The following is a 385-nucleotide window of genomic DNA, read 5'->3' as shown; positions in this document are numbered from 1 at the left end:
GGTCTCGGCCATGGTACAGTGACGCCTTCTCTCCCGAATTCCGTTCACGGCCTTGCCGTTTCCAATTCGCTGTCCGTCCTGCCTGGTGTAACTTTCAAAAACCACGTCTGCCGGGTGGTCGATGCAAGCATCGCACCACCCGCTGCGGCATCGATCTGTCGGGCGGCGACATCGCGCGACGTCGGTTCGGTGTTTGAAGCCGCAGCATTAGCTACGGCTAATCCGGCAATGGAACAATGCCTTCAACAAAAACGACGCCCCCCAACATAGCCGTTAGCATCGCCTGCTCACTCGCCTTGGGCTTCTGTGCGGCAAGTCTGTACGCAACGTTCCGCCACGGGGGTAGCGGCGAGGCTTTGATGACGTTTGACGTCCGTGCCTTTTG

At 59.0% G+C, this 385-nt stretch carries 1 protein-coding gene; it reads left to right on the top strand.

Annotated features, from left to right (window positions below; all coding sequences use genetic code 11):
• A partial coding sequence (locus AC0L3D_RS36995) for a hypothetical protein (protein WP_473647574.1) occupies positions 1-270 on the top strand: 270 nt, incomplete at its 5' end.
• Positions 271-385: the final 115 nt, after the last annotated feature.

Source organism: Mesorhizobium sp. WSM4837 (genome assembly GCF_055811435.1).
Note: the sequence above shows the minus strand (reverse complement) of the source record. Positions and strands in the feature narration are given on the sequence as shown.